Consider the following 26,025-nt stretch of genomic DNA (forward strand, 5'->3'; position numbering starts at 1 on the left):
CTCAGGCCCCGGTGCCGCCGCCGCCCGGCATACCGGCGGCCGTGGCGATGACCTCGTCGATGAGGCCGTACTCCTTGGCCTCGTGGGCGTCGAACCAGCGGTCGCGGTCCGAGTCGCGGGTGATCTGCTCCATCGACTGGCCCGTGTGCTGGGAGGTGAGCTCGGCCATGCGCTTCTTGGTGTGCAGCAGCCGCTCGGCGTGGATCTTGATGTCGGAGGCCGAGCCGGCGAGGCCGGCGGAGGGCTGGTGGATCAGGATCTCGGCGTTCGGGAGCGCGAAGCGCTTGCCCGGGGTGCCCGCGCTGAGCAGGAACTGGCCCATCGAGGCGGCGAGGCCCATGGCGATGGTCACCACGTCGTTCTTGATGTACTGCATGGTGTCGTAGATCGCCATGCCGGCCGTGATCGAGCCGCCGGGGCTGTTGATGTACAGGAAGATGTCCTTGTCCGGGTCGGCGGCAAGGAGCAGCAGCTGTGCGGTGATCTTGTTCGCGATGTCGTCGTCGACCGGCTGGCCGAGGAAGATGATCCGCTCGTTGAGCAGCCGGTTGTAGACCTGGTCGCCGAGGCCACCACCGATGGAAGGCTCGCCGGCGGCTGAAGGCATCAGATTCGTCACGTATCCACCTGCTCGTCTTACGACGGCGCCGGGCCGTCTTCACGTTTCCCTGCGGGGCTGGAGCCGGGACTCCTCGCCCTCTTAGTCATGGACCCTAACGCGCTGGTCCCTTCGGAGAATCCCGGATACGGGGCTGTTCGCCGGGGGCGTAGAGCGGCCGGCGGGCGGCCCGGCGGTTCCCCGCGCCCCCGGATAGGACGACGGGCCCCGGGGACATGTCCCCGGGGCCCGTCATGCGTCCGTCAGAGGCGCCGTGGGTCTCAGCCCTCGGTCTTCTCGTCGGTCTTCTCCTCGGCCGGGGCCTCCTCGGCGGCGGCCTCGGTCGTGCCGGTCTCGTCCTCTTCCTCGTCGTCGAGGTCGATGATCTCGCCGTTGGTGTCCTTGACGGTGGCCTTCTCGACCACGACGGCCAGGGCCTTGCCGCGGGCGACCTCGCCGACCAGCATCGGGACCTGACCGCCCTCGACGACCGCCTGGGCGAACTGGTCGGGGGACATGCCGGAGGAGGCCGCGCGCCGCATGAGGTGCTCGGTGAGCTCCTCCTGGTTGACGTTGAGCTTCTCCTGCTTGACGAGCTCGTCGAGGACGAACTGCGTCTTGATGCCCTTGACCGCGGCTTCCTTGGTCTCGGAGTCGAACTCCTCGACCGTCTTGCCCTGGATCTCGAGGTACTTCTCGAGGTCGAGGCCCATCTGGCCGAGCTGGTGGTGCTCCAGGTTGTGCTTGCGGGTGTTGATCTCGTCCTCGAGGAGCTTCTCGGGAACGGGCACCTCGACGATCTCCAGCAGCTTCTCCAGGACGCGCTCCTGGGCCTGCGTGGCCTGGTCGTACTGCTTCATGTTCTCGAGGCGCTTGCGGCTGTCGGCCCGCAGCTCGTCGAGGGTGTCGAACTCGGAGGCGAGCTGCGCGAACTCGTCGTCCAGCTCGGGCAGTTCGCGCGCGGCGACCTGGGTGACCTTGACGGTGACCTCGGCCTCCTTGCCGGCCGCCGAGCCGCCCTTGAGCTCGGAGGTGAAGGTGGCCTCGGCACCGGCCTCAAGACCCTTCACGGCGTCGTCGATGCCGTCGAGGAGCTCGCCGGAACCGATGGTGTAGGAGACGCCGCTCGCGACACCGTCCTCCAGGACCTCGCCCTCGACCTTGGCCTCCAGGTCGATGGTGACGACGTCGCCGTCCTCGGCGGCCCGCTCGACCGGGGAGGTCGACGCGAAGCGCTCGCGCAGCTCGGTGACGGCCTTGTCGACGTCCTCCTCGCTGACCTCGACGGCGTCGACCTCGACCTCGATGCCGGAGTAGTCCGGGATCTCCAGGGCGGGACGGACGTCGACCTCGGCGGTGAAGTTCAGCGTCTCGCCGTCCTTCAGCTCGGTGATGTCGACCTCGGGCTGGCCCAGGACGTTGAGCTCGGCCTCGTTGACCGCTTCGGTGTAGAACTTCGGAAGCGCGTCGTTGACCGCCTCCTCCAGGACCGCACCGCGGCCGAACCGCTGGTCGATGACGCGTGCCGGGATCTTGCCCTTCCGGAAGCCCTTCACCGTGACCTGCTGGTTGATCTTCTTGTACGCCGCGTCGAGGCTGTCCTTGAGCTCCTCGAAGGGCACCTCGATGCTGAGCCGAACCCGAGTCGGGTTCAGGGTCTCCACGGCGCTCTTCACGGTTCGGTCTCCTTGGGGGCTGACTTCTTGGTTTCTGCCGGCGCCAGACTGGCCCGGCGGATTCGCCGCCCGGAGGACTTCAGTGGATGAGGCACACGGGCGTGCAGCTTGCATAGTAACGGCAGCGGCGACACGCCCCAAAGGCGATCACAGGACGCGATCACAGGAGGTGATCGCGCCGGTGGCCGGTGACGGCCGAAGGTGGTCGGGGTGGCGGGATTTGAACCCACGGCCTTCCGCTCCCAAAGCGGACGCGCTACCAAGCTGCGCCACACCCCGTGCTGGTGCGACACGTAGGGTACATGCCCGCAGGCGGCCCGGCCTCCGCATTCGGCGAGCCCGGACGAGGGCGCCGGGGGCGGGCGGGAAGGGGTGTGCGGCGAGGCGGGGCGACCCGCTACGATGCCTTCAGTGCCGCGGTCGCCCGACCTGCGGCGCGCGTTGTGCGGGCGTAGCTCAATGGTAGAGCCCTAGTCTTCCAAACTAGCTACGCGGGTTCGATTCCCGTCGCCCGCTCTGACAAGGCCTCCGGCCCGAACCCATGGTTCGGCCCGGAGGCCTTTGCCGTGCCGGTGGACCAGGCCGCGATCCGCGCCTAGAACTGGATCGAGTTGATCGTCTCGGCTATCGAGTTGAGGAACCGCTGGATGTCGTCGGCCATGCCGGTGGAGGCGAGAAAGAAGCCGAAGAGCACAGCGACGACGGCGGGTCCGGCCTTGAGGGAGCCTCCCCTGATCAACACCACCAAGATGATCGCCAACAGCAACACCACTGACAGCGAAATGGCCACAACTGATCACACCCTACGGTCGGTCCGCTCTCCCGGCCCGGGGATGCAGCTCAGCGCACCCCCGCCAGAACCATCGTGCCACCAACGGGGCCCGCATATGCGGCGCGTGACCCAACGTTGGCCATGCTCCCGCCGGATCCGCACGCACCCCCGTGCGCGGACCATCCCCGCGGCCACACCCGCACAGAAATTCGACACGGCACCCACACAGTGAATTCGGGCGCGGCCATTTCGGCGTCCACACAATTCGTTCGCAGGCAATGCGAATTGCCGACACAGGGCACCTTCGGGGTCATAACAACAAGCCAAATGCCCGATTTAGTCCACATGAATCATGACAATCAGGGCGCACATCGCGCACGTGTGATCGCCTTTGCGTACGTCAACTCCGGGAAAACGGGAGTACGCGCGGCGATTAACCAGGAATGACGTGGACGGTTTTACGAATACCCTCGGCGCGGGCTAGGGTGCCTCAGATGTTCCACCCCGACCGAGCACCGCTCCCCCCACAGTCGGCGGACGGAGTGCCGAGTCCGCGCTCTCCGCAGAAGCAGCACACCGCACAGCAGCCCCGGGCCGGCGGTACGCCCGGCAAGCAGCGGGACGCGTTCTTCGACAACGCCAAGTACCTGGCGATCGTCCTGGTCGCCGTGGGCCACTCCTGGGAACCCCTCAAGGACGACAGCCGGATCCTGGAAGGCCTCTACCAGGTCGTCTACGCCTTCCACATGCCGGCGTTCATCATCATCTCCGGGTTCTTCTCGCGCAGCTTCGACATGCGCCCGGACCGGCTGAAGCGGCTGATCACCGGCGTCGCCGTGCCGTACATCCTCTTCGAGACGGCCTACCCGCTCTTCAAGCGCTACGCCGGCCACGACCCGAGCCAGGAGATCAGCCTCCTGGATCCCTGGTACCTGACCTGGTTCCTGGTCGCGCTGTTCGTCTGGCGGCTGACCACACCGATCTGGAAGCTGGTGCGGTGGCCGCTGCCACTCGCGCTCGCCATCGCGATGCTGGCGAGTGTCACGCCGGAGATCGGTGACGACCTCGACCTTCAGCGGGTGCTCCAGTTCCTGCCGTTCTTCGTGCTCGGACTGTCGATGAAGGCCGAGCACTTCCGGCTGGTGCGCCGGCGCTCGGTGCGCATCCTGTCGGTGCCGGTGTTCGCGGCCGCCGTGGCCGTCAGCTGGTGGTCGGTGCCGCGCATGAACACCGGCTGGTTCTACCACCGGGACGCGGCGCAGGAACTGGGCGCTCCCTGGTGGACCGGGCCGGTCATGGTGCTGGCCCTCTTCGGCTGCTCGCTGCTGCTGACCGCCTGCTTCTTCTCCTGGGTGCCGGGCCGCCGGATGTGGTTCACCGCCCTCGGCGCCGGCACGCTGTACGGCTACCTGCTGCACGGCTTCCTGATCAAGGGCGGCGACTACGCGGGCTGGTTCGACCACCCCGCCCTGCACCGGCCGCTCGGCGAGATCGCCGTGAGCGTCCTGGCGGCCGCCGCCGTGACCGTGCTGTGCACCGCCCCGGTGCGGCGGCTCTTCCGGTTCGCGATGGAGCCGGACATGGACTGGGCGTTCAAACGGGACGCCGCCGAGGTGGCCCGGGGGCGCGAGCGGCAGGCGGCGCCCACGGCACGCGAGAAGGTCGACGCCTAGGCATCTGGATCCGCATCGCCGACAAGACCGAGAAGGGCGCGCATCCGCGCGTACTTCTCGGTCAGTCGTTTCCGGGTCGGTTCGTCGAGGACCGCGAGGCGGGCCGGATCCGCGTTGTGCGCCAGGTCCGCCTCCTTGACCAGCAGGGCGCCCGGCGTGGCCAGAACGCGCCCGGCGTACGCCTCGGGCGGCTCCCCCGCCCGCTTGGTCACCGCGCGCACGATGTCCTTCGTACGACGGCTCAGCGCGGCCTCGTCCAGCCATCGCTCGGACAGGGCGTCGTCCTCGACGGCGTCGTGCAGCCAGGCCGCCGCGATCTGCTCGGCGTCGCCGCCCCGCGCGCGGACGCCCTCGGCGACGGCCCTCAGGTGTTCGGCGTAGGGCCGTCCCGCCTTGTCGGTCTGGCCGGTGTGGGCGGCGCGGGCGAGGGCTTCCACGTCGGCCAGGGTCAGCCGCGGGCCGTTCGGGGTGCGAGGGGTGTGCGGGGTGTGCGTCACTCGTCCAGTGTGTCGCTCCTGAGGGCGGCGCGGGCCGGGAGGGTGGCCGCGGTCAGTCCGAGGACGACGATCGTGCCCGCGAAGGCGCCGTACACCAGGGGCGGTATGTAGGGCCCCTCCCCCGTCAGGCCCTTCATCATCGGGACGAGGGTGGCCAGCGCGATCGCCGTGCCGAGGACGATGCCGGCGAGGGCGACCAGGAGGGCCTCCCAGCGGACCATGCGCAGCACCTGGCGGCGGGTGGAGCCGATGAGGCGGAGCGTGCCGAGTTCGCGGCGGCGGTCGAGCACGGTCATCACCAGCGTGTTGACGGCGGCGACGGCCGCGAAGCCGCCGAGGACGGCCGCCATGACCGTGTTCGCCCAGGCGTTGAGCTCGCGGTCGACGGACTGGGCGGTGGTGTGGTCGGCGCGGTCGAGGACGGTGCCGAGGCTCCGGAGACCGGCCGCGGTGCCGCCCTTCGTCCACAGTTCGGTGTCGAAGGCGGTGGTGACGTGGGTCGCGAGGTCGGCGCGGTTCATCGTCACCTGGGACAGCCCCAGACCGCGTCCGTACGTCGCCGTGATCCGCGGTTCGGTCCTGGTGCCGTCGGGCAGGCGCAGCGGGAGCCGGTCGCCGACGGCGAGGCCGGCGTTGTCGGCGAGGGCGGCGTCGACCGCCACCTCCCCGGACGCCAGGGACAGTCGGCCGCGCTCGACGTCCAGGTCCTGTACGGCGGCCAGGGCGCGGGCGGAGCCCGTGACGCCCTGCGCGGAGGCGGGGACGATCACCCCGCCCGAGGCGGGCACCAGCACCGAGGTCCTCAACAGGCCGACGGCGGCGGTGACTTCGGGGGCCCGCCCGGCCTTCCGTACGGCGTCCGGGGCCAGGCCCGGGTCGCCGGTGACGATGTGGTCGGCGAGGATGCCCTCGCGCTGCTGGCGCGCGGTGACGCGGTCCTCGCTGGTGTGCATGAAGACCAGCACGGACGAGAAGGCCATCGCGAGCACGATCGGGGTGATCGCGGAGGCCAGCCGGCGGGCGTTCGTACGGGAGTTGGCGGCGGCCAGGGAGGCCGAGGCGCCCGCGCCTCTGAGGGGCAGACCGAACAGGGCGGCGCACAGCCGGGCGACCAGCGGGCCCAGCAGGGCCACGGCCAGCATGAACAGCATGACGATGCCGAGGGCGGCGTTGGCGGCGTCCTCGCCGGTCAGCGAGGCGGACAGGCCCGCGCAGACGAACCCGCCGGCCGCGGCGGCGAGTCCGAGCGGGGTACGGATCCAGCCGAACCGCAGCCGCTCCACGGACGCCTCGCTCAGCGCCTGCCCCGGCTTGACGCGGGAGCTGCGGTGGGCGGCCATGTACCCGGCGCCCAGGGCGCCGACGAGGACGGCGCCCGCGGCCGAGACCAGCGGGATCCAGGAGACGGACAGGTCGACGGCCTCCGGGACCGCGCCCTTGTCCTTCAGCTGCCCGAACCACCAGGCGGCCAGGGCGATTCCGGGCAGACAGCCGGCCACGCCCGCGAGCGGGGCGACCAGCAGGGTCTCGGTGGCGATCGTCCGGCGGATCTGGCGCGGGGTGGCGCCGACGGCGCGCAACAGGGCGAATTCCCGGGCGCGTTGGCCGACGGCGAGCGCCACGGTGCCGGCCGCGGTGAACACGGCGACCACGGCCGCGATGCCGCCGAACGAGCCGCCGATACCGGTGAGGTTCTCCTTGGCCATGCCCAGGGCCGGGTCCTCCACGGTGCCGCGGTCGTCGCCGGTGTGGACCTCGGCGCGGTCGCCGAGGGCGCGGGCGACCTGGGAGGCGAGGGCCGCGGTGGTCACGCCGGGCTCGGGCAGTACGGCGATGGCGTCGACGCGGCCCGGATGGCCGGAGCGTTGTACGGCTTCGGCGTCGGCGAACCAGACGGTGGGGTGCCCGGTGCCCGGCTCACCGTCCGCGGCCCGGTCGCCTCCCGTCGTACCGGAGACGCGGTAGGTGCGGGTGCCGTCAGGAGTGGCGAGGGTGACGCGGTCGCCGACGGTGCCCCGGGTGAGGACGACTTCGCCGGGGCCGGGCGCGCGGCCGGCGGTGAGGCGTTCGCCGGTGAAGGTGGTGGAGGCCCAGTTGTGGGCGGTGAGGGGGCCGCGCGGGCCCTTCGCGCCGGCCGGGAGGGCCCAGAAGGTGACGTCGGCGACGGCCGTGCGGACGCCGGGGGCCGAGGCCGCCCGGTCGACCAGGGAGGTGTCGAGGCGGGCCCGGTCCGGGACCGGTTCACTGGCGGCGCTGTCGCCGTGGCCGTAGTGCGCCTTCTGGTCGGCGGCGGCCACGACGGGGGCGGCGGCGTAGCGGTCCGGCGGGACGGCGGCCCTGAGGCCCGTCTCCAGGAGGATGCCGCAGGCCGACACGATCAGCGCGGCCATCGCGAGCGCGACGAACGTACCGACGAAGCCGGAGGGCCGGAAGCGGACCGCGGCGCGGGCGAGGCCGTTGGGGAGGAACATCAGGCGGCCGCCCCGGTGAAGGCCGGGGTGGCGAGGGCGGCCATGCGGGCTGCGATCCGGTCCGCGGGGGCGCGGTCCAGGTGGTCGACGATCTCGCCGTCGGCCAGGAACAGGACGCGGTCGGCCCAGGCGGCGGCCGACGGGTCGTGGGTGACCATCACGACGGTGGCCCCCTGCGTGTCCACGGCCCGGCGGAGCAGGGCGAGGATCTCGGCGGCCGTCGTGGTGTCCAGGGCACCGGTCGGCTCGTCGGCGAAGACGACGTCGGGGTGGGTGACCAGGGCGCGGGCGATCGCGACGCGCTGCTGCTGGCCGCCGGAGAGCTGGCCGGGGCGGCGGCGGGCCTTGTCGGCCAGGCCGACCTGGGCGAGGACCTCGGCGGCGCGGCGGCGGTCGGGGCGGCGGCCGGCCAGGCGCATCGGCAGGACGACGTTCTGCTCGACCGTGAGGGACGGCAGCAGGTTGAATGCCTGGAAGACGAAGCCGAGGCGGGTGCGGCGCAGCGCGGTGAGCTTGTTCTCCTTCATGCCGGTGATCTCCGTGCCGCCGAGGCGGACCTTGCCCGCCGTGGGGCGGTCCAGGCCCGCCGCGCACTGGAGGAAGGTGGACTTGCCGGAGCCGGAGGGGCCCATCACGGCGGTGAAGGTGCCGGGTGGGAGGGTGAGGTCGATGCCGCGCAGAGCGTGGACGGCGGAGCCGCCCCGGCCGTAGCGGCGCGTCACTCCGTGCAGTTCTACGGCCCAGTCGGCTGCCATGCGTGTGTTCCTCCGGTCCGCGGTTCGGTGTGGTGCTTCGAACGTACGGAGCGGGGGTGTACCGGGGCGATGAGGGCGACCGGCGGATCCGGGCGGGGGTAAACCCCACCCCGGGGCGTCTCAGTGGGGCATGGCCTGCGCCGTGGGACCTTCGCGGCAGATCAGCAGCAGCGCCCGGTCGTCGTTGACGTCCTTGGCCACCGCTTCGATGAGGTGCCAGGCGGCGCCGTGGAAGCCGCCGGCGACGTAGCGGTCGGCCTCGCCGGTGAGGCGGTCGATGCCTTCGACTATGTCGCGGTCGGACGTCTCCACCAGGCCGTCCGTGAACAGCATCAGCACGTCACCGGGGCGGAGCGAGCCCTTCACGGGGTCGAACTGGGCGCCGTCGTACACCCCGAGGAGCGGCCCCTCGGCGGCCTTCTCCTCCCAGCGGCCGCTGCCCGCGCTGAGCTGGAGGCCCGGCGGATGACCCGCGGAGTACAGCTCGTAGTCACCGGAGTCGAGGTCCAGGACGAGGTGGATCGAGGTGGCGAAACCCTCGTCCCAGTCCTGGCGGAGGAGATAGCCGTTCGCCGCCGGGAGGAACGCGTGCGGGGGCAGCGAGCCGAGCAGGCCGCCGAACGCGCCCGACAGCAGCAGGGCGCGCGACCCCGCGTCCATGCCCTTCCCGGAGACGTCCGTGAGGACCACCTCCATGGTGCGGCCGCCGTTCGTCCGGGCCGCGACAACGAAGTCACCGGAGAACGACTGGCCCCCCGCGGGCCGCAGCGCCATCTCGCGGTGCCAGCCGTGCGGCAGCGACGGAAGCTTGCTCTGCACCCGGATGCGTTCGCGCAGGTCGAACAGCATGGTGCCGCCGCGCCGCCACGGCACACCGACCCGGCTGCGGAACTGGGCGATCAGCAGGCCGAAGAAACCGCACGCGGCGACCACGAGCACGATGCCCGGCGTGACCCGCGAGGGCCCCTCGGTGTACGGCCCGAGCTGCACGGACTCCACGATCAGCGCCGTCGCCGCGGCCGCGTACAGGCCGAGCAGGCTCGCCGGGCGCAGCAGCAGCCCGCCCGCGACGATCGGCAGGACCAGCGCGGCCGGGGAAACCCACACCGAGTTGGCCAGCGTGGTGACCGTGATGACGGGAACGGTCAGGAGCAGACCGGCCAGCGCGATCCAGTCCGAACCGTCGCCGCGGAAGTAGTCCACGGCACTTCTGCGCAGGCCGACGCGGGCCCGGTGCCACTGCATTCTCAACCGGGCCGTGAACGTCTCGGCTTCCGCGCGCCGCTCTCGTCCTGCTGCCATTAGTTCGGGACCCTATCCATCGGACCAGTTGCTTGGCACGGGAGGTCCCACTTGTCCCCCGTCCGAGGTTCAACTTCACAGTGAACTTCACAGAAAGCCACCGCGCCGCCACCAAGACGAAATTCCCTGGCCCGTCCCGCATTGCCCTGGTAGGCATGGTTCATGGGGACTGACTTCGCGGCCGAGGCCGCCACCGAGCTACGGGTGTTGCGGCCGGACGAATGGAACCAGTGGTACGACAACCTGATCCGGGCCTTCGGCGGGGTGCCGGAATCGGCCGACGAGCGGGAGCTGTGGAACTCTCTCACGGAGCCGGACCGCTCCATCGGCGTCTGGGACGGCGACGCGTGCGTGGGCACGGCGGGGGCGTTCAGCTTCCGGCTGACGGTACCGGGCGGCGCCTCGGTGCCCGCGGCGGGCGTGACCATGGTCAGTGTGGCCGCCACGCACCGGCGGCGCGGAGTGCTGCGGTCCATGATGCGGCGGCAGTTGGACGACGTACGGGAGTGGGGCTGGCCGCTGGCCGTGCTGACCGCCTCCGAGCCCGTGATCTACGGCCGGTTCGGGTACGGCGCGGCCACCCACTGCGTCAACGTCGAGGTCGACACGGCCCGCGTGAGCCTGTCCGTGCCGCCCGGCACCGATGACGTACGGCTGCGGTACGTCCCGCCGGCCGACGTGCTGGACGCGTGCGAGGCGCTGTACGCGCGGCGGGTGCCCGAGCGGCCGGGGATGCTGGCGCGGCTGCCCGGCTGGGAGCGGCTCCTGGTGCTCGACCCGGAGAGCGAGCGGAACGGCGGCTCTCCGATGCAGTGCGTGGTCGCCGAGCGGGAAGGCGAGATGGTGGGGTACGCCCGCTTCCGGGTCAAGCCGCAGTGGGACGCGGCCGGGCCCAAGGGCGAGGTGGTCCTGCTGGACACGGAGGCGCTGGACCCGGCGGCGCATGCCGCGCTGTGGCGGTTCCTGTTCGAGATCGACCTGACGTCGACGGTGCGGGCGCACGGGCGGCCGTCGGACGAGCCGTGGCTGTCCATGGTGAGCGACATCCGGCGGTGCGGGCTGCGGGCGCGGGACTCGTTGTTCGTCCGGCTCGTCGATGTCGGGGCGGCGCTGGAGGCGCGGACCTATCAGGCCCCGGTGGACGTCGTGTTCGACGTCGAGGACGCCTTCTGCCCCTGGAACGCGGGGCGTTGGCGGCTGAGCGGCGACGCGAAGGGCGCGTCCTGCGCTCCTACGACCGACGCGGCCGATCTCTCCTTGTCCGTACGGGAGTTGGGGGCCGCCTATCTCGGGGGCGTGAGCCTGGCGTCGTTGGCGGCGGCCGGGCGGGTGCGGGAGGTTCGGCAGGGGGCGTTGGCGGAGGCGGCCGTGGGGTTCGGGTCGGTGGTCGCGCCGTGGTTGCCGCACGGGTTCTGACCGTGGTGTTCTGACCTTTTTGGTGTGCCGTCAGTTCTTCTGGCAGGTCGGGCACCAGAAGAGGTTGCGGGCGGCGAGATCGGCGGTGCGGATCTCGCCGCCACAGATGTGGCAGGGCATCGTGGCCCTGCGGTACACGTACACCTCGCCGCCGTGGTCGTCGACGCGGGGCGGGCGGCCCATCGCCTCCGGCAGGTGTTGCGGGCGGACGGTGTCGATGCGGTTGGTGCGGACGCCCTCGCGCATCAGCCCGACCAGGTCGGTCCAGATCGCGTCCCATTCGGCGGGGGTGATGTCCCTGCCCGCTCGGTACGGGTCGATGCCGTGCCGGAAGAGGGTCTCGGCGCGGTAGACGTTGCCCACGCCCGCGATGACCTTCTGGTCCATCAGCAGGGCGGCGATCGTCGTACGGCTGCGGGAGATCCTTTGGTAGGCGGTCCCCGGGTCCGCGTCGTCGCGGAGGGGGTCGGGGCCGAGGCGGTCGTGTATCGCCTGCTTCTCGGGGGGTGTGATCAGGGCGCAGGTGGTGGGGCCGCGGAGATCGACGTACGACGTGTTGTTCGCGAGGCGGAGGCGGACGGTGTCCGTGGGTGGGGGTGCGGGGGCGGGGCCGAAGGTGACCTTGCCGAAGAGGCCGAGGTGGATGTGGATCCAGTCGGTGTCCTGGAAGGCGAGGAAGAGGTGTTTGCCGTGGGCCTCTGTGGTGGTGAGTTCCGTGCGGGTGAGGAGGGCGGCGGCGTCGGTGAACTTGCCCTGGGGGCTGGTGACGTGGGGGTGTGAGCCGCGGAAGGCCTGGGCGTAGTCCTGGGCCAGGCGGTGGATGGTGTGGCCCTCTGGCACGGGGGGGCTCTCCTCGGTCTTGCGGGTTCTGTGTTCGCGGCTTCCGTGGGTGGGGGTGCGGCTCGGGGCGCGTTTTTTTCGCCCCCGCCGCCCCTACCCGTCCCATCCCCAGGGGCTGCCGCCCCTTCGACCCCGCTCCCAGGGGGCTCTGCCCCCTGGACCCCCTATCGGCCCTTAAGGGGCCTCGTCCTCAAACGCCGGACGGGCTGGAATGCCTGGACCGGCGTTGGGACGTGCTGGTTCTGCTGGTTCTGGGATTACTGCTGGGGGTGGTGGGGCGGGATCGGGGGGAGGTCGCCGGTTGTCTCGTACGTGGCGAGCATGTCGATGCGGCGGGTGTGGCGGGCGTCGCCGGAGTACGGGGTGTTGAGGAAGGTCTCGACGAACTTGGTCGCCTCGTCCTGGGTGTGCATGCGGGCGCCGACCGCGACGACGTTGGCGTTGTTGTGCTGGCGGCCGAGGGAGGCGGTCTCCTCGCTCCAGGCGAGGGCCGCGCGGACGCCCTTGACCTTGTTGGCGGCGATCTGCTCGCCGTTGCCGGAGCCGCCGATCACGATGCCGAGGGAGTCCGGGTCGGCGGCCGTGCGTTCGGCGGCGCGCAGGCAGAAGGGCGGGTAGTCGTCCTGGGCGTCGTAGATGTGCGGGCCGCAGTCGACGGGGTCGTGGCCGGCCGCCTTGAGCCAGTCGACGAGGTGGTTCTTGAGTTCGAAGCCCGCATGGTCGGAGCCGAGATACACGCGCATGGGACGAGTGTGACACGCGTGTTTCCGGGCAGCAGCTCCGGGGGTCGACCCGGAAAACCGTAGGCAACACCACCGAACCTCAGGAAAAGCTCAAGTAACGATCCGGAATCAAAGGTTCAAGAATTCCTTTACCTCGGATTCACTGGACCGATTCGTACGCCTCGTACTCCGCTCGTACGGGGAAGAGTTCCACCGGCGCAAAGGAATTCCGTCCTATGACCTCGCAGCCGACCCTCCCCAAGGCTGGTCACACCCCCGGAGACCCCGGTGAACCCGGCGGCGGTCTCCAGGCAGGACTCAAGAACCGTCATCTCTCGATGATCGCCATCGGCGGCGTCATCGGGGCCGGGTTGTTCGTCGGATCCAGCTCCGGTATCGCCACCGCCGGACCCGGCATCCTCCTGTCGTACGCGCTCGTCGGCACGCTCGTGGTGCTGGTGATGCGGATGCTCGGCGAGATGTCCGCCGCGAATCCGACGTCGGGTTCGTTCTCCGCGCACGCCGACCGGGCGCTCGGGCCCTGGGCCGGGTTCTCCATCGGCTGGCTGTACTGGTTCTTCTGGGTGGTCGTGCTGGCGGTCGAGGCGACCGCCGGCGCGGTGATCCTGGAGGGCTGGATACCGGCCGTACCGCAGTGGGCGTGGGCGCTGATCGTGATGATCGTGCTGACCGCCACCAACCTCGTCTCGGTGGGCTCCTACGGCGAGTTCGAGTTCTGGTTCGCCGGTATCAAGGTCGTCGCGATCGCCGCGTTCATCGTCATCGGCGGGCTCGCCGTCTTCGGTGTGCTGCCGGGCGTCGACAGCGATCAGGCGGGGCTGTCCAACCTCACCGAGCACGGCGGTTTCCTGCCCCACGGTGCCGGGGCGATCCTCACCGGTGTGCTGCTCGTCGTCTTCTCCTTCATGGGCAGTGAGATCGCCACCCTCGCGGCCGGCGAGTCGGAGAACCCGCAGCAGGCCGTCACCAAGGCCACCAACAGCATCATCTGGCGCGTCGCCGTCTTCTACCTCGGCTCGATCTTCGTCGTGGTCACCCTGCTGCCGTGGGACAGCAAGTCCATCACCGAGGACGGCTCCTACGTCGCGGCGCTCGACTCCCTCGGCATCGCGCACGCCGGTCAGATCATGAACTTCATCGTGCTGACCTCGGTGCTCTCCTGTCTGAACTCCGGGCTCTACACGGCCTCCCGCATGGCCTTCTCGCTCGGCCAGCGGGGCGACGCACCCAAGGGCTTCGCCCGGACCAACAGCCGGGGCGTGCCGATGACGGCGATCCTCGCGTCGGTCGTGTTCGGCTTCGTCGCCGTCTTCTTCAACTACCTGTCCCCGGACACGGTCTTCCTCTTCCTGGTCAACTCCTCCGGTGCGGTCGCCCTGTTCGTCTGGCTGGTCATCTGCTTCTCGCAGCTGCGGATGCGGAAGATCATCCAGGCCGAGGCGCCGGAGAAGCTCGTCGTGAAGATGTGGCTGTACCCCTACCTGACCTGGGCGACGGCCGCGCTGATCATCTTCGTCCTGGGCTACATGCTGACCGACACCGAGCACGACGGACGCACGACCGTGCTGCTGTCGCTGCTCGTCGCCGCGGTCGTGCTCCTCATCGCCTATGTGAAGGAGAAGGCCAAGGGCAGCGAGCGGAAGCTCGGGGACGGTGACGGCGACCGCGAGACCAGCAAGGTCTGAGCGGACACCCCTTCTCGTTTCTTGTCGGCGGGGCCCTGTGTGCGGGGCCCCGCCGTGCTGCTCACAGGACCGTGAAGCTGTCCCTGACCTCGCCGTAGGTCGTGAGGGCCTGGTCCTCCACATCCGGCTGGTACCAGGTGTTGATCTGGTACGACTTGCCGTTCTCGTTGAAGCCGAGCAGCTGCGCGTGCCAGGCGACCCCCTTGAGCGTGAAGGTGTACTCCCACACGACGGCCTCCTGGCCGCGGAACGTCGTCCTCTCCAGCCGGATCTTCCGGTAGTCCTGGCCCTGGCGGGCGTTCTGCTCCGAGGTCTCCCAGGTCTCCATCAGGTCGCCGCGGGCGAGGGCGGACTTGGCGGCGAGTTCCTGCTTGCCGTCCGGGGAGGTGTAGTGCACCTCCGCCCCCGTCTTCACGTCCCGGCGCCAGCCCTCGGGTGTCGCCCACGCGAACCCGCCCGCCTCCCGGTGCGCGCCCGGCGGCAGGGTCTGCGGCCGCGACGTGCCCCCCACCGTGGGTGACGGGCTGCCGCCGGTGGCGGAGGACGCCGGCTGCGAGGCCGACGGCGAGGATCCCGCCCTGGTGTCGTCCGGCGACCCGGCCGTCGCCGCCAGCACGATCGCGACGACGGCCCCCGCGGTGACCACACCCACGGCCGCCATGAGAGCCGTCCGGCGGTGGCCCCGCCGGGGGGTGGCGGCGGGGACGGCCGGGCCGGGGAGTTCGCCGACGGGCGCGTTCAGGGGATGGGGGCCCAGGGAGAACGGGGCGTCGGGGGTTCGGTCGGGTGCGGCGGACGAGGCGTGGCCCGCTCCGGACGCCGTGGGCGTGGGCTCCGGTGCCGGGACGAGCCCGGGGCGGCTCTCGGTCTCCGCCTCCGCGTGGCTCGGCGAAACACCGGCACCCCCGCCCACGGAGTTGCCGGCCGGGATCTCGGAACGCGTCTCCGAACGCCCCTCCGACAGCGCCTCGGTGGAAGCGTTGAGGGCGTGCTCCGACGGGGGCGAGGGCTCGGCGACGGGGGTGGGGAGCGCCGGGTGCGGTTCCGGACGTGGGTGGGGGTGCGATTCCGGGCGCGGGTGGGCGTGCGATTCCGGGCGCGGGTCCGGTATCGCGTCCTGGATGGGTTCGGCTTCGGAGCCCGGCTGCCGCTCCGGCTCCGGCTCCGGCTGCGGCTGCGGCTGCGGCTGCGGCTGCGGCTGCGGCTGCGGCTGCGGCTGCGGCTGCGGCTGCGGCTCGTGAACAGGGTGGGATCCGTAACCGGACGCGGGCCGCGCCTCGGACTCGGCCGCGGCGCCGGGCACAGGGCCGGAACCCGGCCCAGCCCCTGAACGAGTCTCGGACTCGGACGAGGGATCGGGGACAGGACGGGAAACCGCCCCCGGCGCAGGGCGCGCGTCGGGGCCGGGCTCGGAGCCCGGTCGCGGCCCGGCCGCCGGTGTCGGCCGCCTCGGGTCGCGCGGCGCGCGGAGGGAGCGGGTGTCGCCGGACGTCGGTGCGGTTGCCTCCGGCGGCTCGGGTGTTGTCGGCGGCTCGGACGACTCGGGTGAGGCGGCGGCCGACTTAGCTGACCCGCGCGACTCGGCCGGCTCGGGCACCTCGGACGGGGCCTCAGGCTCCCGCTCTCGGGCTGCCCACGGTGCGGAGGACTCCTCCGGCGTCCTGGATGCCTCCGGCACGTCCGGTGTCATGGGCGCCGCCGGACTCCCCTGCCCCGCCTGGCCCGTTGGCCCCGCCTGCCCCGCTTCCGAAGCGGCGGCTCCCGGAGATCCCGTCCCGGAAAGGCTTCCCTCCGCAACTCCCTCCTCCGCGGGCGGCTCCCCCTCACCACGCGCCCCCGCCTCGGCCGGTCCCCCCACCGGCATGGTCGGTGTGGGGGCCGGGTACGCCAGGGGGCGTAGTGAGGTCTCCAGGTCGGACAGGTCCGGGCGGACCGAGGGGTCCTTCTCCAGGAGGGCGGCGAGGATGTCACGGAGTGGGCCGGTGGTGGCGGGGAGTTCGGGCTCCTCGTAGAGGACGGCGTGGAGGGTGGCGAGGGTGGTGTCGCGGGAGAACGGGGAGCGGCCGCCCAGGGCCGCGCACAGCGTCGCGCCAAGGGACCACACGTCGGACGGCGGGCCCTGGGGGCGGCCGGAGACCCGCTCGGGGGCCATGTAGTCGGGCGAGCCGACGAGCATGCCGACCATGGTGAGGGCCTTGGCGTCCTGCATCGCGGCGATGCCGAAGTCGGTGAGGACGATACGGCGACCGCCCGTCTCCACCAGGACGTTGCCGGGTTTGATGTCGCGGTGCAGGACCCCGCGGGCATGCACCTGGCGCAGCGCCTGGACCAGGCCGAGTCCGAGGAGCGCCGTGTCCCTCGGGCCCAGGGGCCCGTCCTCCGCCATGATGCGTTCGAGGGAGCGGCCGGAGACCAACTCCATGACGATCCACAGGCGTTCGCCCTCGTCCACGACGTCGTAGATGCGCACGACGTTCGGGTGGTCGATCCGGGCCGTCGCCCTGGCCTCGCGCAGGGTGCGTTCGCGGCGGGTGCGGGTGTCCTCGGCGTCGAGGCCGTCGATGCGCATCTCCTTGACGGCGACCTGCCGGTCGAGTATCTCGTCGGCGGCCCGCCACACCCGCCCCATTCCCCCCTGGCCGATACTCTCGACCAGGCGATAGCGTCCCGTCACCAGAAGCCCCGGAACCCCACCGCTTCTCGTGTTCCCCCCGATTCCCGCGTTTCCCGTCTTTCCCACGCCTTCCCTATTGCCCGGCAATCCGCTGCACCCCCCTCAAGGCCTTCCCGATTGAAACACGATGGTCACACTTCACGCCGTACCAGCATAGTGCGGAGAAATCTTGTGGTACCTCTTCAAGTACTGCGAATTCAGGCGCAGCCAAGGGGGACGAACATGAGTTCTCGTCGTACGACGACCATCGCGGGATCGCTGGTCACGGCATCTTTTTCGGCGGTGATGATCCTTTCCTTCACCGCCAGTGCCGCTGACGAAGGGCCCGGGAGCAGCAAGGGGGGAAAGGCCGTTGACGAGGCGCCGGCAGGCGTGAAGCTGACCACGCTGCTGCCCGAGAAGATCTCGGTGGACAACAGCTCGAAGGAAACCGATATCACCGCCACGGCGAAGAACGAAGGGACCAAGGACAGCGGAAAGATCAGGCTCTTGGTCGTCGGTTTCGACGGCCTTACGGTCAAGAATGTTCAAGGCTGCTCTCCGATTGACAAAAAGGATCTGCCGGAGGGCTCGAACAGCGGTTTCTCCTGCCCCATCGACAATCTCGCCGCCGGTGCGTCGAAGTCGTACGCCGTGGACGCGACCTACGACCTGGGCAAGACCGGAAAGATCTGTCTGCCGGTGCAGACCAGCGACGGGAAGAAGACGTTCTGGCAGCAGGGCCCGGTTCCGTTCGGTACGACGAACCCGTCGCCGAACGCCCCCGCCACTCCGCTGCTGCTCGGCACCGACAACCAGCCGGTGGCACCGGGCGGCGACGCGCCGGGCGACAGCAAGGAACTCCCCAGGACCGGTCCGGTGCGTGACGTCCTGCCACTCGGTGCGGCGGGCGCGGCACTGATGGCCGCGGGAGCGGCCGGACTGTGGTGGTCGCAGCGGCGACCCGCCACCCGGTAGAACGCAAGAAGAAGGGGCATAACCTGACGGAAGCTGTCAGGTTATGCCCCCATCATCGGCCGCATGAACACCTCGACAGACTTCGCGGACCTGCACCTCCTCCGTCCGGGCGACCCCCGCTACGACGACGAACTCGCCGGATTCCAGACGGGTTTCGCCCGGCATCCCGCCCTCGTGGTCGCCGCACGCTCCGCCGCCGACGTCGTCGCCGCCGTGCGGTACGCGGCCGGACGGCACCTCCCGGTCGACGTCCAGGCCACCGGGCACGGCCTGCCCGGTGCGACCGAGGGCGGCGTGCTGATCACGACCGGGCGGATGGACGGCGTCCATGTCGACGCCGAGGCCCGCACCGCCCGGATTCGGGCGGGCGTCCGCTGGGGCCAGGTGGTGGCGGCCGCCGCACCGTACGGACTGGCCCCGCTCAACGGCTCCGCCCCCTCCGTCGGCGCCGTCTCGTACACGCTCGGCGGCGGACTCGGCATCCTGGCCCGGGAGTTCGGCTACGCGGCCGACCGGGTGCGCGCCCTCGACGTCGTCACCGCCGACGGCCGGCCGCGCCACGTGGCCCCCGACTCCGACCCCGAGCTCTACTGGGCGCTCCTCGGCGGCGGCCACGGCCTCGGTGTCGTCACGGAACTGGAGATCGGCCTGGTGCCCGTGCCGCGGCTCTACGGCGGCTCGCTCGCGTTCGACGGCCGCGAGGTCGACCCGGCGGCGGTGCTGCGGGCGTACGAGGAGTGGACGCGGACCGTGCCGGACGGGCTGACCTCGTCCTTCGCCGCCGTACCGTATCCGGATCTGCCGGCGCTGCCGCCGCGGCTGCGGGGGCGGTACGTCGTCTCCGTGCGGGTGGCGCACACGGGGACCGACGGGGAGCGACTGGTCGCCCCGCTGCGGGAGTTGGGGCCACTGCTCGCCGACTCCCTGCGCGAGATGCCGTACGCCGAGAGCCACACCATCCACAGCGACCCGGATGTCCCGCACGCGTACTACGGGGACAGCGCGGTGCTGGGCGAGCTGGACGTGGAGCGGGCCGGTGCGCTGCTCGCCCGTACCGGTCCGGACGCCGGGGCCATGGTCGTCGTACAGATCAATCATCTGGGCGGGGCGCTGGCGCGGCCCGCGCCCAACTCGGTGCCGTACCGCGAAGGGCGTTTTCTGGTACGGCTGTTGACCGTGGGCGAGCGGGAGGCGGCCCGCGCGCTGCTCGACCCCGCCTTCGCGCTGCTCGCGCCGGGCACGCTGGGCCGGTCGGTCAACTTCGCGTTCGGGGCGGGCGATCGGGCCGAGGGGCTGTACGACGACGTGACAAGGAAGAGGCTCGCCGGAGTCAAGTCGCACTACGACCCGGCGAACCTCTTCCGCGGGAACGGTTCGGTCAGCGCTTGAGGAGCTTCCAGGCGGTGGGCAGCAGGCCCATCGCCAGGGCGGCCTTCACGGCGTCGCCGATCAGGAACGGGGTGAGACCGGCCGCGATCGCGGCGGACAGGGACATGTCGGCGGCGTAGGTCAGGTACGGGACGCCGACGGCGTAGATGACCGCCTCGCCCAGCAGCATCGCGCCCGCCGTGCGGAGCATCGAGCGGTCGGCGCCGCGGCGGGCCAGGGCGCCCACGGCGGCGGACGCGAGGATCATGCCGAGGATGTAGCCGAAGGAGACGGAGATCCCGGAGGTGCCGTTCGCGAACCACGGCACCCCGGCGAGACCGGCCATCGCGTACACGGCGAGCGCGGCGACACCACGACGCGCGCCGAGGCTGGTGCCCACCAGCAGCGCGGCGAAGGTCTGACCGGTCACCGGCACCGGGGAGCCCGGCACGGGCACCGCGATCTGCGCGGCCAGGCCGGTGAGCGCGGCGCCACCCACGACGAGCGCGACGTCCCGGACACGGGAGGCGGGCAGCAGGTCGGCGAGGACCTGGCCGGTGCGGGCGGGGGCGACGGCGGTGCTCATGAGGTCTCCGCGAGGGTGTGAGCGGCAAGGGACCCCGTGACGCTACCCCGGCGCCCCGGACGCGGGCACCGTCACCGCCCGACAAAGGGGGGAACGGCGGCTTGGTGGGCTCCGCACAAAGAGTGCGGGTTACACGCGGTACGGCGTGACGCCCGTCACTGAGGTGGGGTGGCACAGGCTACGAGGAGCCCGATCGGGGCGTCTGTAAGGTTCCGCCAATTCGGCGGAACCTTCCCGAGCGATCGCCGCGTGGCCCGAGCCGTAGACTGTGGGCGTTTTTGCCCTCTCACGCATTGGACGAGCCGCGCCCATGCCCAGCACCACCGTCAGCACTCCGCGGGAGTCCGACGCCTCGCTCTCCCACGGTCTCAAGCAGCGCCATCTGTCGATGATCGCCCTCGGCGGGGTCATCGGCGCCGGACTGTTCGTCGGCTCCGGCGCCGGTATCGCGGCCGCCGGTCCGTCGATCGTGATCGCCTACGTCCTCTCCGGTCTCCTCGTGATGCTGGTGATGCGGATGCTCGGCGAGATGTCGGCCGCGTATCCGTCCTCCGGTTCCTTCTCCGCGCACGCCGAGCGCGCGATCGGGCCCTGGGCGGGCTTCACCGCCGGCTGGTCCTTCTGGGTCCTGCTCTGCACGGCCGTCGGCCTCGAAGGGATCGGCGCGGCGAAGATCGTGACCGGCTGGCTGCCGGGGACGCCCGAGTGGGCCTGGGTGGCGCTGTTCATGCTGCTGTTCTGCGGGGCGAACCTCGCCGCGGTGAAGAACTTCGGCGAGTTCGAGTTCTGGTTCGCGGCACTGAAGGTCGCGGCGATCTCGCTGTTCCTCGTGCTCGGCGTGCTGGCGATCGCCGGGCTCCTGCCCGGCACGGACTCCCCGGGCACCGCGCACCTGGCCGACTTCCTGCCCCACGGCACCGACGGACTGGTCGTCGGACTCCTCGCCTCCGTCTTCGCCTACGGCGGGCTGGAGACGGTCACCATCGCGGCGGCCGAGTCCGAGGATCCCGTACGGGGTGTGGCGGGCGCGGTCCGCACCGCGATGTGGCGCATCGCCCTCTTCTACATCGGCTCCATGGCCGTCATCGTGACCCTCGTCCCCTGGGACTCCCCGGCCGTCGTCTCCAAGGGCCCGTACGTCGCCGCGCTCGACTCCCTCGGCATCCCGGGTGCGGGTCAGCTGATGAACGTGGTGGTCCTGGTCGCGCTGCTGTCCGCGATGAACGCCAACATCTACGGCTCCTCGCGCATCGCGTACTCCCTGGTGGCCCGGGGGCAGGGCCCCAAGGCCCTGGGCCGGGTGTCCGGCGGGGTGCCACGGCTCGCCGTACTGGCGTCCAGCGTGTTCGGTTTCGTGTGCGTCGCGCTCAGCTACTGGCGTCCCGACGACGTCTTCCCCTGGCTCCTCAACATGATCGGCGCGGTCATCCTCGTCGTCTGGTCCTTCATCGCCGTCTCCCAACTGCGGCTGCGGCGACGGCTGGAGCGGGAGGCACCGGAGCGGCTCGCCGTGCGGATGTGGGCGTTTCCCGTGCTGACGTGGGTCGCGATGGCGGGGATGGTCGCGGTGTTCGTGCTGATGGCCCGGGAGCCGGGGACGCGGGTGCAGTTGTACTGGACGGGTGGGATGACGGTGGTGCTGGCGGGGGTGGGGTACGCCTGGCAGCGGGCCCGGGAGGCCAAGGGCTGATCAGGGGCGGGCCTCGGCCTGCCATTCGGTGAGCCATCGCCGGTTGTCCACGATGAACGGGTGCTCGGCGCCGAGGACCCGCTCGCGGCGCGCGATGACCTCTTCGAGCGTCGCGACGGCCTCGTCGAACCGGCGCAGTCCGTGGGCGATCCGGGCGACGAGCGACAGGGCCGCAAGGCTCACGGGGTGATCGGGCCCCTGGAGACGGATGTAGTCGTCCAGCACCCGACGGGCCAAGGGCTCGGCTTCCTCGCAACGCCCCAGGACCCGCAGGCCGTCGGTATAGCCGTGCCGGGCGATCAACGTCGTCCGGTGGTCCGGCGGCAGGGCCCGCTCGCAGACGCGAAGGCACGCCTCGGCCTCGGAGGCGAGTTCCTGCCCCTTTCCGACGTGCGGCAGCATTTCGAGCAGGTTCGCCCAGGTGTACAGCGCTTCCGGGGACTCCTCCCCCAGCACGCGCCGCTGTCCGTCGAGCGCCCGCCGGATGAAGCGTTCGGCCTCCTCGCCCCGGTCCGCCAGGTACAGCGGCCAGGTCAGGCCGAAGCAACTGCTCAACGTGTCGGGATGATCGGGTCCCAGGACGAGTTCGCGGGTACCGAGGACCGAGCGGTGCAACGCCTCGGACTCGGAGTACCGGCCCATCCTGGTCAGGGCCCAGGCCTCCACATGCCGTGCCTCCAGGGCCAGCGGATGCTCCGGCCCCACAACCGCCTCGCTCTGTCGTGCGACGCCGGGGGCGAGTTCGAGAGCGGCCGCGAAGTCCCCGGAGTCGAACACCTGCCGGACCGTCCGCACCGCCAACGCGACGGTCCGTTCACCGGGCGCCTTCTCCAGCAGCTCTCTGGCATGCGGCGCGAGCACGCCGAGGCGGCTCATGGCTCCAGGCTCCGCACCCTTCTCGGGCAGAGCGGTCTCCAGCAACTCGGCAGCCACCTCCGCCAGAACCGCGCGCTGCCCCTCCGGCACCCCCGCCCCCACACTGTCCAGCAGCACCCCATGCGCCCGTACACACCGCTCCCCGTCGGCCTCGACCAACTCGGCCAGGGAGTGATCGAGCAACGCACGCAGTGCGGGTTCCAACTTCCCTGGCGTCAGGGCGGGTTCGAGCCCTTCGGCGACGATCTCTCCCCGGGCCAGGGGCGCGAGCGCACTCAACGGCACCGGATCCGCCGCCAGGAACGACAGCAGCCGCAGCAGTGTCGTCGCCTCCGGTGCCCCCTGGGCCGCCAGCGTGTCCAGGGACAACTGCCAGGTGCGGCCCACCAGATGGCGTGAGGTGCCGCCGCCGTATCCGGACGCGCCGCCGTCGACGATCGCCGTGGACTCCTCCCCCAGCTTGCGGTCGTACTCGTCCATGGACCAGGACTCCAGGAGTTGGTGGGCGAGATGGGATCCCGCGAGGGTGAGGGCGAGAGGGAGGCGGCCGAGGCGTTCGGCGACCTTGCGGGCCGAGGTCAGGTCGCCCGCGTCCGGGGCGAGGTCGCACAGGACCTGGGCCGCGTCGTCCAGGGGCAGGACGCCCAGGGGGTGCCGAGCGGCCCCCGGTGTCCGCCACAGCGGGGACGTGGCGTGCCGGGTGGTGACCAGGACCACCCCGCGCCCGCTGGCCCGCAGCCACGCCCCGTCCTCCAGGACCGTCGGGTCGTCGGCGTTGTCGAGGACGAGGAGCCAGGGGTCGGCCGAGTGGTCGAGGTGGTGCCAGACGAGGTCGGCGGCGGCGCGCTGTCCGGCCGACGCGGCGGCCAACTCGCCCGGCGCCGCGCCGCGGTCGCCGGCGACGGCCAGCATGCCGGCCCGCAGGGACATCCGCTCGGAGGCGTTGACCCAGAACCCGACGCGACCGTGATCGCGGAGGGCCGAGGTGAACAGCCAGTACGCCAGGGCGGTCTTGCCGCAGCCGCCCATGCCGTGGACGACGTGGATGTCACCGCCGGGCCCGGCGACGGCGGCGCCCAGCACCTCGCGGAGCTCCTCGCGGTTGCGCAGGACGCCCGGGGCGCGGCCGACCAGCGGCATGCGGACGGAGTCGGGGGCGGCCGGTCCGGTCACCGTCGCCGCGGACACGACCTCGCGTCCGAAGAGCGGGCCGGCGCCGGCGTCGTAGTGATGGTGGTGTTCCTGGATGTACTGATCGCCGGAGGTCTGGAAGATCCGCCCCTGGCCGGAGGCGCGGGCGCCGAGTTCGCTCATCGTTCGGTGATGTGCTGGTCGCGGCCGGCCTGGTAGACGCGGCCGCTGCCGGAGACCTCGGCGCTCAGGCGGACGTCGACGGAGGGCCGGGACTCCGGGAGCGCGGGGCTCGACTCCGCCAGGATGCGGCGGAGTTCGTCGGCGACCTCGGGGCGGGCGACCAGGAGGCGGCGGACTCTGGCCTGCCATTCGGCGGTGAGTTCGGACTCGGTGTCGGTGTCGCCGGACCGCTGGGCGAGCAGGAGGTCCTCGCGGGTGGCCTCCAGCTCACCGCCGACGGCCTCCGCGCGGTCGGGCTGGAAGCGCTGCCAGAGGGAGACCAGTCCCTCGCGGGCCGACTCCCAGGCCTGGCCGGCCATCAGCGTCACCATCGTCGTTCCCGCGGTCCTGGCAAGCTCGGCGATCTCCGGTCCCATGGCCGCCCCCTCTCCTACGAGGACCGATCGTAGGTCGGCTCCCATCTGCCCGCATCACCGTTCCGCGTGCCCGCGCAGACCCCTCACCCCTCTTGCTGCTAGCGTGTAGTTGCAAGTAAGTTGCAATAAGAGTTCGGAGGGGACCCCCATGCCCGTCTACACGCTTCCTGAACTGCCCTACGACTACTCCGCACTCGCCCCCGTGATCAGCCCGGAGATCATCGAGCTGCACCACGACAAGCACCACGCGGCTTATGTGAAAGGGGCCAACGACACCCTGGAGCAGTTGGCGGAGGCGCGGGACAAGGAGTCGTGGGGCTCGGTCAACGGGCTGGAGAAGAACCTGGCCTTCCATCTCTCCGGGCACATCCTGCACAGCATCTACTGGCAGAACATGACCGGCGAGGGCGGCGGTGAGCCGCTCGCCGCCGACGGTGTGGGGGAACTCGCGGACGCCCTCACCGAGTCCTTCGGGTCCTTCGCCGGGTTCAAGGCGCAGTTGTCCAAGGCCGCGGCGACCACACAGGGCTCCGGCTGGGGTGTGCTCGCCTACGAGCCGCTCAGCGGGCGCCTTGTCGTCGAGCAGGTCTACGACCACCAGGGCAACGTCGGGCAGGGCTCGGTGCCGGTCCTCGTCTTCGACGCCTGGGAGCACGCCTTCTACCTCCAGTACCGGAACCAGAAGGTCGACTTCATCGAGGCGATGTGGCAGGTCGTCAACTGGCAGGACGTGGCCCGGCGTTACGACGCCGCGAAGTCCCGGGCGGACGTCCTGCTACTGGCCCCCTGACGGCCCTCGACCGTCCCGTACCCCCTGAACGTCCCGCCTCGTGATCGTCTTCTCACCCTTCACGACGGCGGGCGGAAACAAGGAAGCCCCCGCGAGGACGTGACTCGCGGGGGCTCTCCCGTGCGCCGACGGCAGCACGGAGGGCTACGGCTTGCGCCCCAGCCCTCCGTGCTGCCCGACCGGGGACGGGTCCGTGCCCGGTTCCGGGTGCCACAGCGGTACCGGGACCACGCCGGGCGCCACCAGCTCCAGTCCTTCGAAGTACGCCTCGATCTGGTCCACCGGGCGCAGGAAGTAGGGGACGGCACCGGTCTCGTTGTAGGCGTCCTGGGCCTGCTCGTAGTCCGGGTCGGTGCCGCGGGAGCCGTCGTTGACGGAGAGGTAGCTGCCGGAGGGGAGGCCGGCCAGGAGGCGGCGGACGAGGTCGAGGGCCCGGTCGTGACCGTCGACATGGCCGAGGATGCCACTGAGGATCAGGGCGGTCGGCCGGGTCAGGTCCAGCGTGCGGCCGGCCGCCTGAAGGATCCGCTCGGGCTCGGACAGGCTGATGTCCTCGTACGCCGTCGCCCCCTCGGGTGTGGAGGTGAGCAGGGCGCGGGCGTGGGCGAGGACCAGCGGGTCGTTGTCGACGTAGACGATCCGGGACTCGGGGGCGTGGCGCTGGGCGACCTCGTGGGTGTTGTCGACCGTGGGCAGTCCGGTGCCGACGTCCAGGAACTGGCGGACGCCCGCCTCCTGGACCAGGTAACGGATGCTGCGCCCGAGGAAGGCGCGGCTGCTGCGGGCGATGGTGGAGATGCCGGGGAAGACGGCGGTGTAGGCGTCGCCGGCCAGCTCGTCCACGGGGTAGTTGTCCTTGCCGCCCAGCCAGTAGTTCCAGATGCGGGCCGAATGCGGCACCGAGGTGTCGATCTCCGTCATGGGCT

21 protein-coding genes and 2 tRNA genes are annotated in these 26,025 nt (G+C 71.3%); 8 read left to right on the forward strand and 15 right to left on the reverse strand.

What is annotated here, in order from left to right:
* Position 1 precedes the first annotated feature (1 nt).
* The 3 genes from SLINC_RS15865 to SLINC_RS15875 form a co-directional block, all read right to left on the reverse strand.
* Positions 2-607, reverse strand: a complete 606-nt coding sequence (locus SLINC_RS15865; protein WP_067445385.1) for an ATP-dependent Clp protease proteolytic subunit — start codon at positions 605-607, stop codon at positions 2-4.
* A gap of 272 nt (positions 608-879) precedes the next feature.
* Positions 880-2,274, reverse strand: coding sequence for a trigger factor (tig, locus tag SLINC_RS15870; RefSeq protein ID WP_067432674.1), 1,395 nt, complete (start codon positions 2,272-2,274; stop codon positions 880-882).
* A 202-nt stretch (positions 2,275-2,476) separates the two neighbouring features.
* A tRNA-Pro gene (locus SLINC_RS15875) sits at positions 2,477-2,553 on the reverse strand.
* 166 nt (positions 2,554-2,719) lie between these two features.
* Between SLINC_RS15875 and SLINC_RS15880 the strand changes: the two genes are divergently transcribed.
* A tRNA-Gly gene (locus tag SLINC_RS15880) sits at positions 2,720-2,790 on the forward strand.
* 79 nt (positions 2,791-2,869) lie between these two features.
* On the opposite strand, the gene SLINC_RS15885 is transcribed toward SLINC_RS15880, so the two are convergent.
* Positions 2,870-3,064, reverse strand: a complete 195-nt coding sequence (locus SLINC_RS15885; protein ID WP_030044846.1) for a hypothetical protein — start codon at positions 3,062-3,064, stop codon at positions 2,870-2,872.
* Between the two features lie 476 nt (positions 3,065-3,540).
* Here SLINC_RS15885 and SLINC_RS15890 point away from each other — a divergent pair, with 476 nt between their 5' ends.
* Positions 3,541-4,719 carry an acyltransferase family protein gene (locus SLINC_RS15890; RefSeq protein ID WP_067432677.1) on the forward strand — a complete coding sequence of 393 codons (1,179 nt, stop codon included), beginning with the start codon at positions 3,541-3,543 and terminating at the stop codon, positions 4,717-4,719.
* Here the strand turns inward: SLINC_RS15890 and SLINC_RS15895 are convergent.
* The 4 genes from SLINC_RS15895 to SLINC_RS15910 all read right to left on the reverse strand — a co-directional run bounded on the left by SLINC_RS15895 (position 4,716) and on the right by SLINC_RS15910 (position 9,744).
* Entirely contained in the window at positions 4,716-5,216 is a 501-nt protein-coding gene (locus SLINC_RS15895) for an HD domain-containing protein (RefSeq protein WP_182449171.1), read from the reverse strand. The two genes, SLINC_RS15890 and SLINC_RS15895, sit on opposite strands and share 4 nt — an antisense overlap.
* Positions 5,213-7,687, reverse strand: coding sequence for an FtsX-like permease family protein (locus SLINC_RS15900; RefSeq protein ID WP_067432680.1), 2,475 nt, complete (start codon positions 7,685-7,687; stop codon positions 5,213-5,215). Before SLINC_RS15900 ends, SLINC_RS15895 begins: the two co-directional genes overlap by 4 nt.
* Complete coding sequence (locus tag SLINC_RS15905; RefSeq protein ID WP_067432683.1) at positions 7,687-8,442, reverse strand: ABC transporter ATP-binding protein; 756 nt, start codon at positions 8,440-8,442, stop codon at positions 7,687-7,689. Before SLINC_RS15905 ends, SLINC_RS15900 begins: the two co-directional genes overlap by 1 nt.
* A 120-nt stretch (positions 8,443-8,562) precedes the next feature.
* Positions 8,563-9,744 (reverse strand): PP2C family protein-serine/threonine phosphatase, encoded by a 1,182-nt coding sequence (locus SLINC_RS15910; protein WP_067432687.1) that lies wholly within the window; start codon positions 9,742-9,744, stop codon positions 8,563-8,565.
* A 162-nt stretch (positions 9,745-9,906) separates the two neighbouring features.
* Between SLINC_RS15910 and SLINC_RS15915 the strand changes: the two genes are divergently transcribed.
* A complete protein-coding gene (locus tag SLINC_RS15915; protein ID WP_079164551.1) occupies positions 9,907-11,160 on the forward strand; it encodes a GNAT family N-acetyltransferase in 1,254 nt (417 codons plus the stop codon).
* 30 nt (positions 11,161-11,190) lie between these two features.
* On the opposite strand, the gene SLINC_RS15920 is transcribed toward SLINC_RS15915, so the two are convergent.
* Both SLINC_RS15920 and SLINC_RS15925 read right to left on the reverse strand, forming a co-directional pair.
* Positions 11,191-12,000, reverse strand: a complete 810-nt coding sequence (locus SLINC_RS15920; RefSeq protein ID WP_067432690.1) for an Fpg/Nei family DNA glycosylase — start codon at positions 11,998-12,000, stop codon at positions 11,191-11,193.
* Positions 12,001-12,257: 257 nt separating this feature from the next.
* A complete protein-coding gene (locus SLINC_RS15925; protein WP_067432693.1) occupies positions 12,258-12,743 on the reverse strand; it encodes a ribose-5-phosphate isomerase in 486 nt (161 codons plus the stop codon).
* A gap of 215 nt (positions 12,744-12,958) precedes the next feature.
* Here SLINC_RS15925 and SLINC_RS15930 point away from each other — a divergent pair, with 215 nt between their 5' ends.
* On the forward strand, positions 12,959-14,428 hold the full coding sequence (locus SLINC_RS15930; RefSeq protein WP_067432696.1) for an amino acid permease: 1,470 nt from the start codon (positions 12,959-12,961) through the stop codon (positions 14,426-14,428).
* Between the two features lie 61 nt (positions 14,429-14,489).
* Here SLINC_RS15930 and SLINC_RS45935 read toward each other — a convergent pair whose 3' ends face one another.
* Positions 14,490-17,057 carry a serine/threonine protein kinase gene (locus SLINC_RS45935; protein ID WP_375141527.1) on the reverse strand — a complete coding sequence of 856 codons (2,568 nt, stop codon included), beginning with the start codon at positions 17,055-17,057 and terminating at the stop codon, positions 14,490-14,492.
* Between the two features lie 267 nt (positions 17,058-17,324).
* Between SLINC_RS45935 and SLINC_RS15940 the strand changes: the two genes are divergently transcribed.
* Both SLINC_RS15940 and SLINC_RS15945 read left to right on the forward strand, forming a co-directional pair.
* Entirely contained in the window at positions 17,325-18,059 is a 735-nt protein-coding gene (locus SLINC_RS15940; RefSeq protein ID WP_067432699.1) for a hypothetical protein, read from the forward strand.
* A gap of 63 nt (positions 18,060-18,122) precedes the next feature.
* Positions 18,123-19,448, forward strand: coding sequence for an FAD-binding oxidoreductase (locus SLINC_RS15945; RefSeq protein ID WP_079164552.1), 1,326 nt, complete (start codon positions 18,123-18,125; stop codon positions 19,446-19,448).
* Here SLINC_RS15945 and SLINC_RS15950 read toward each other — a convergent pair.
* Complete coding sequence (locus SLINC_RS15950) at positions 19,438-20,013, reverse strand: biotin transporter BioY (RefSeq protein ID WP_067432702.1); 576 nt, start codon at positions 20,011-20,013, stop codon at positions 19,438-19,440. The genes SLINC_RS15945 and SLINC_RS15950 overlap by 11 nt on opposite strands.
* Positions 20,014-20,323: 310 nt before the next feature.
* On the opposite strand from SLINC_RS15950, the gene SLINC_RS15955 reads away from it, so the two are divergent.
* A complete protein-coding gene (locus SLINC_RS15955) occupies positions 20,324-21,703 on the forward strand; it encodes an amino acid permease (RefSeq protein WP_067432705.1) in 1,380 nt (459 codons plus the stop codon).
* Here SLINC_RS15955 and SLINC_RS15960 read toward each other — a convergent pair whose 3' ends face one another.
* A complete protein-coding gene (locus SLINC_RS15960) occupies positions 21,704-23,893 on the reverse strand; it encodes a tetratricopeptide repeat protein (RefSeq protein ID WP_067432708.1) in 2,190 nt (729 codons plus the stop codon). It abuts the gene before it with no gap.
* The gene (locus tag SLINC_RS49315; protein WP_067432711.1) at positions 23,890-24,309 is read right to left on the reverse strand and encodes a hypothetical protein; all 420 of its coding nucleotides are present in this window, start codon (positions 24,307-24,309) and stop codon (positions 23,890-23,892) included. Before SLINC_RS49315 ends, SLINC_RS15960 begins: the two co-directional genes overlap by 4 nt.
* A gap of 148 nt (positions 24,310-24,457) precedes the next feature.
* Here SLINC_RS49315 and SLINC_RS15970 point away from each other — a divergent pair, with 148 nt between their 5' ends.
* Entirely contained in the window at positions 24,458-25,099 is a 642-nt protein-coding gene (locus tag SLINC_RS15970) for a superoxide dismutase (protein WP_067432714.1), read from the forward strand.
* Between the two features lie 144 nt (positions 25,100-25,243).
* On the opposite strand, the gene SLINC_RS15975 is transcribed toward SLINC_RS15970, so the two are convergent.
* Entirely contained in the window at positions 25,244-26,020 is a 777-nt protein-coding gene (locus SLINC_RS15975; protein WP_067432716.1) for an SAM-dependent methyltransferase, read from the reverse strand.
* Positions 26,021-26,025: the final 5 nt, after the last annotated feature.

This window comes from Streptomyces lincolnensis (assembly GCF_001685355.1).
Taxonomy (GTDB): Bacteria; Actinomycetota; Actinomycetes; order Streptomycetales; family Streptomycetaceae; genus Streptomyces; species Streptomyces lincolnensis.